This is a genomic window from Tsukamurella sp. M9C (genome assembly GCF_020169415.1).
Lineage (GTDB): Bacteria > Actinomycetota > Actinomycetes > Mycobacteriales > Mycobacteriaceae > Tsukamurella.
Map to the genome: position 1 here is coordinate 1 of NZ_JAIULG010000089.1, position 5,135 is coordinate 5,135.

A 5,135-nucleotide genomic window follows, 5' to 3' on the forward strand; every position below is an offset into this window, starting at 1 on the left:
CCGTCGGGGGAGCGTGCGGTGCGGCGGGCGCCGGGCGAGAGCCCATGCCCGTGTCGTGCACGCCGTAGTAGTCCTCGACGCGCTGCCGGTTGTTGCGCGGACGCCGCGGCCCGCTCATGTCAGCTTCTTCGCGCGCAGCTCGTGCCCGCTCGACGTGAGGCAGCGGCCGGACTCGAGGTCCCACTGCCAGCCGTGCAGGTTGCAGGTCAGCTTGCCGCCGTCGACGACGCCGAACTTCGACAGGTCGGCCTTCAGGTGCGGGCAGCGGCGCTGCACCTCCCAGCCGTCGAGCTCCGTCGACGCGGTGTCGTCGTGCGCCTCGGAGAACCAGCCGTCGGCGTACGCGATCCGCTCGTCGGTGAGGCACTTGAAGAAGGTGTAGAGGAACTCGTTGTAGCCGCCGATGCGCCACGTGGTGAACCGCGTCGACAGGAAGATCGTGTTCACCCAGTCGGGCTCGTCGTCGCGGAGCACGGTGCGGACGAGCTCGGCGGCGATGCGGAAGCCGTACCGGTACTTGCCGTCGCCCTCCTCCGGGCTGCGGACCGTGCGGTTCGGGAAGTCCAGCACCACGGTCTCGACGGCACCGTCGGGCGAGGCCATCTCCAGCCCGACCGCGTAGCCGATCCCGTCGCTGATCAGCGCGGACGCCTGCATGATCGGCTCGAACTTGGCCTTGAGGGCGCCGAGGAGCGGCACCCCGTCGTCGGCCGCCCAGGTGGCCTTCTCGGCCTCGAGCACCGGCGCCTGGCGCGCCGCGAAGGCGTCCAGGTACGCGGTCTTGTTCTCGAAGATGTCCATCACCTCGGCCTCGGAGACCGGGTGCGTGAGCGAAACGAGTTCCTTACCCCGGAAGTCGCCGACGGTGCCGGGGATGAACAGCAGGCCCCCGTCGTTCCCGTTCTCCCGCATCTGCTCCAGGAAGGTGATCTGGTCCGGGAAGATGTTCGACGGGTCGCCGCCGATCGTCTCGCGGTCCACGCGGCCCTCGTCGTTGAGGTAGCGCAGCTCGGGATCGAGGAAGGCGGGCGGGCCCGCCGACGGCACGACCCAGGTGCCGGCGACCTGGTCGACGTAGCTGCGGGCGCGATCCATGCCGCGCTGGCGCTTCTGCTCGGCGAAGCGGCGCTTGGAGCCCTTCGGCATGTCGTAGACCATCGGGTACCAGATGGCGCCCGAGTACTGCAGCAGGTGCACGTCGATGCCGCCGAACTCGTCGAGCACCTCCATGTCGACGGGGCGGGCGTCGTTCATGTTGAACAGCACCGTCTCGCCGTCGGAGACGACGAGGCCCGAGTCGCCGATGGGGCCGTCCGCGGGGGCGCGCAGGGCGATGATCATCACGTCGAGCTCGCCCTTGGGGCCGCTGAGCGTGTGCTTCACCGAGTCCTGCGTCTCGAAGAACTTCGTGAAGCCCAGCTTCTCCAGCTCACGCCGCAGGTCCGGCACGGGGTAGTCGGGCAGCAGGACGGTGGCGTCCTTGCTCACGTTCTCGGCGAGGTTGCGCGCATCGAAGTGATCGCGGTGCAGGTGGGAGACGTAGAGGTAGTCGACGTCACCCAGGGCCTTCCAGTCCAGCTGCGTGTTGTCCGGGAAGGGGAACCACGACCCGAAGTACGCGGGGTTGACCCACGGATCGCACAGGATGGTGCCTGCGGCGGTGGAGACGTGGAAACCCGCGTGCCCGACGCTGGTGACCTGCACTGTGGAGCCTTTCGCCTGTGTTCGTTACCGCTACAGCGTAATGGGCGCTCGGCGTACCGGCTGACACACCGTGGAGACGACCGCGCGGCTACGCTGACGGTGTGGAACCCGTCTACGGAACGATCATCAAGGTGGCCCGCGGCATGTGGGCCTATCAGGGCATCAAGTTCACCGAGGTGGACTTCCATAAGTTCCCCCGCACGGGCGGTGCCGTGGTCGCCATCAATCACACCGGCTACCTGGACTTCCCGTTCGCCGGGAAGCCCGCCGACGAGGCCGGCCACCGCAAGGTGCGGTTCATGGCGAAGCAGGAGGTCTTCGACAACTCCAAGACCGGCCCCATCATGCGCGCGCTGCGGCACATCCCCGTCGACCGCGAGGCCGGGGCGACCGCCTACCAGGCCGCGGTGGACGCGCTGAAGAGCGGCGAGCTCGTCGGCGTCTATCCGGAGGCGACGCACAGCCGCAGCTTCGAGCTCAAGGGCTTCAAATCCGGCGCCGCGCGCATGGCGATCGAGGCGAACGTGCCGATCGTCCCCGTCGTGGTGTGGGGCGCGCAACAGGTCTGGACCAAGGGCCTGCCCAAGCAGCTCGGCCGGAACAAGTTCCGCGTCGTCATCGGCGTCTGCGACCCGCTCGACCCCGTCGGGCCGCCCGACGAGCTGACCGCGCGACTCAAGGAGTCGATGCAGGCCATGCTGCTGCAGCTGCAGGACCTCTACGGCCCGCACCCGCAGGGCGAGCCCTGGGTGCCCGCGCGCCTCGGCGGCACCGCGCCCACGCTGGAGGAGGCGGACGCCATGGACGCCGCCGACCTCGACGAGCGCCGTCGCGCCCGGGAGGAACGTCAGGCCGACGGTGCCTGAGGCGCCATCGACTGCGCCGGGTCTCGACACGCTCGGCGCCGCGCCGATCCTGGTCGCGAGCGACGTCGACGGCACGCTCGTCGATGATCACGAGCGCCTGACGCTGCGCACCCACGTCGCCGTGAACGCGGTCCGCGACGCCGGCGGCCACTTCGTGCTGGCCACCGGGCGCCCGCCGCGGGCCGTCGACCCCATCGCCGAGCAGCTCGACTTCGCGCCGCTCGCGGTGTGCGCGAACGGCGCGGTGCTCTACGACACCGGCTCGGGCCGGGTGGTCTCGGCGGCGCTGATGTCGCCGGAGCTGCTGGAGACCGTCGCCGAGCTGGTCTACCGGCATCTGCCGGGCGCCGGCTTCGCCGCCGAGCGGGTGGCGCAGGGCGAGCACGACTCCGCGACGCCTCGGTTCGCCGCGTCGACCGGCTACCAGCACGCCTGGCTCGAGCCCGACACCGTGACCGCCGCCGACGCCGAGGTGCTCGCGCACCCCGCGGTGAAGCTGCTGGTCCGCCAGCCGGGTATGACCTCCGACGAGATGCACGCCCGCGTCGCCCCGCACCTGGAGGGCCTCGCCGACGTCACCTACGCCACCAACAACGGGCTCATCGAGTTCCACGTCCCCGGCGTCACCAAGGCCACCGGGATCCAGCTGGCGATCGAGCACCTCGGCCTCACCGGCGAGCTCCGCACCGCCGCGTTCGGCGACATGCCCAACGACGCCGCCATGCTGCGCTGGGCGAGCATGGGCGTCGCCATGGGCAACGCCCACCCGCTGGCCCGCGGCGCCGCGAACACCGTGACCGCGACGAACCTCGACGACGGCGTCGCGCGGGTGCTGGAGCGCTGGTTCTAGCTCGTGCGACCGTGCGGCGTGGGCGCGTGCCCTGGCCGGGTGGAGCCCTGTAGTCGTTCGCGGAGGGTATGCGCGCCGCGCATACCCTCCGTTTGCGCAGGTAGATGACCTGATTGCTCGATCGGTCGATGCGCGCGACGCATCGCCCCCCGCGGGCTACTCCGCGCCACGCAGACCCCTCCTGTGACCGATGTGACAAATGTTGCTCACGTGACGAATGTTGCAGATGGTGTTAGTCTCGACCTCACGTTGAGCTTTGCCGTTCCCGGGCACGGCTCACCTGCGTCGAGCTAAGGAGAAGCCATGCCCGTGTGGATCGACGGCGGACCTCGTCGCCGCCGCGGACGGCGTACCGTCGCGCTCGCACTGCTCCCGGCCCTGGCCGTGGGCGGCGCCGCCGCGCTGCTCAGCACCACCAACATCGTCGGCGATCCCGCGCTGGCCGCCGGCAGCGACGTGACCTTCACCGGACAGGGCAACGGTCACGGCCGCGGCCTCGGCCAGTGGGGCGCGTTCGGCTACGCGAAGTCAGGCTGGATGGCCGAGCAGATCGTCGCCCACTACTACGGCGGCTCGCAGCTCTCCCGTGCCGATACCAATCTGCCCGTCCGCGTGCAGCTCACCACCCAGAAGGCCGCGAACGTGCTGGCCCCGGCGGGCGCGAAGATCGGCGACCAGCCCGTCGCGCCCGGCCAGGCCGTGCGGCTCGAGGGCGGCAACGCCGTCATCACCACCGGCTGCGGCGGCCCCGTCGTCAAGACGATCCCCGCGGGCGACGACGCCACCATCGCCCCGCTCAACGCCGAGGCGAACCGCCCCGTCGGCGAGCTGCTGAAGTTCTGCGGCACGAACGCCACCTACCGCGGCGCGATCGCGGCCAAGGACGGCAAGGTCTTCAACGTGGTCACCATCGAGGACTACGTCCGCGGCGTGGTCCCCGTCGAGAGCAAGGTCGAGTGGGCGGACCAGGGCGGCTACGAGGCCCTGCGCGCCCAGGCGATCGCGGCCCGCTCGTACGCGCTGGCCGAGGGCGCCAAGCGCGGCGACCGCTACAACGATACCCAGGACTCGCAGGTCTACGGCGGCGCCGGCAAGGAGGACCCGCGCACCGACAAGGCCGTCGCGAGCACCGCCGGCCTCGTCATGGCCAAGAACGGCTACGCCGTCTCGACGGAGTTCTCCAGCTCCACCGGCGGCTTCACCGCGGGCGGCGACTTCACGGCGGTCAAGGACGACGGCGACGTCGTCTCCCCGTTCAAGAACTGGACCCAGAAGGTCCCCACCGCGAAGATCGCGCAGGAGTTCGGCGTCGGCGCGTTCAAGTCCATCCGCGTGGTCAAGACGCAGTCGGCGCAGGCCGGCCGCGTCGAGGCCGTCGAGATCGTCGGCGCGAACCGTACCGTCACCGCGAAGGGCGACGAGGTCCGTAAGAAGCTGGGCCTGCGCTCGGACTGGTTCACCATCGACGGCCAGGCCCCGGCCGCGGCCCCCGCGCCCGGCGCCCCGAGCACGCCCGGCGCGGCCACCGCACCGTCGACGGCGAACCAGGCCCCGGTCCCCGGGCGCGTGGTGGACCAGCCGATCGTGGCGGCCCCCGTCGACCCGTTCAACCCGGTCCCGACCGCCCCCAACGCGGCGCAGTCCGCCCCGGTGGGCGCGACCACGCCCACCGCCTCGGCGGGTGCCGTCGCCGCGGCCCCGGCTGCCCCGGCCGC

The 5,135-nt window shown here is 71.2% G+C and carries 4 protein-coding genes; 3 read left to right on the forward strand and 1 reads right to left on the reverse strand.

The features are described from left to right. Positions 1-114: 114 nt before the first annotated feature. Positions 115-1,704 (reverse strand): Rieske 2Fe-2S domain-containing protein, encoded by a 1,590-nt coding sequence (locus LB823_RS23405; RefSeq protein ID WP_224652134.1) that lies wholly within the window; start codon positions 1,702-1,704, stop codon positions 115-117. Positions 1,705-1,805: 101 nt separating this feature from the next. On the opposite strand from LB823_RS23405, the gene LB823_RS23410 reads away from it, so the two are divergent. The 3 genes from LB823_RS23410 to LB823_RS23420 form a co-directional block, all read left to right on the forward strand. Beyond that, positions 1,806-2,570 carry a 1-acyl-sn-glycerol-3-phosphate acyltransferase gene (locus LB823_RS23410; protein ID WP_224652137.1) on the forward strand — a complete coding sequence of 255 codons (765 nt, stop codon included), beginning with the start codon at positions 1,806-1,808 and terminating at the stop codon, positions 2,568-2,570. Further along, positions 2,563-3,420: an HAD family hydrolase gene (locus LB823_RS23415; RefSeq protein WP_224652138.1), complete on the forward strand. Its 858-nt coding sequence runs from the start codon at positions 2,563-2,565 to the stop codon at positions 3,418-3,420. The genes LB823_RS23410 and LB823_RS23415 overlap by 8 nt, the downstream gene beginning before the upstream one ends. A 303-nt stretch (positions 3,421-3,723) precedes the next feature. Further along, the coding region (locus LB823_RS23420; protein WP_224652140.1) for a SpoIID/LytB domain-containing protein at positions 3,724-5,135 on the forward strand (1,412 nt) is incomplete at its 3' end.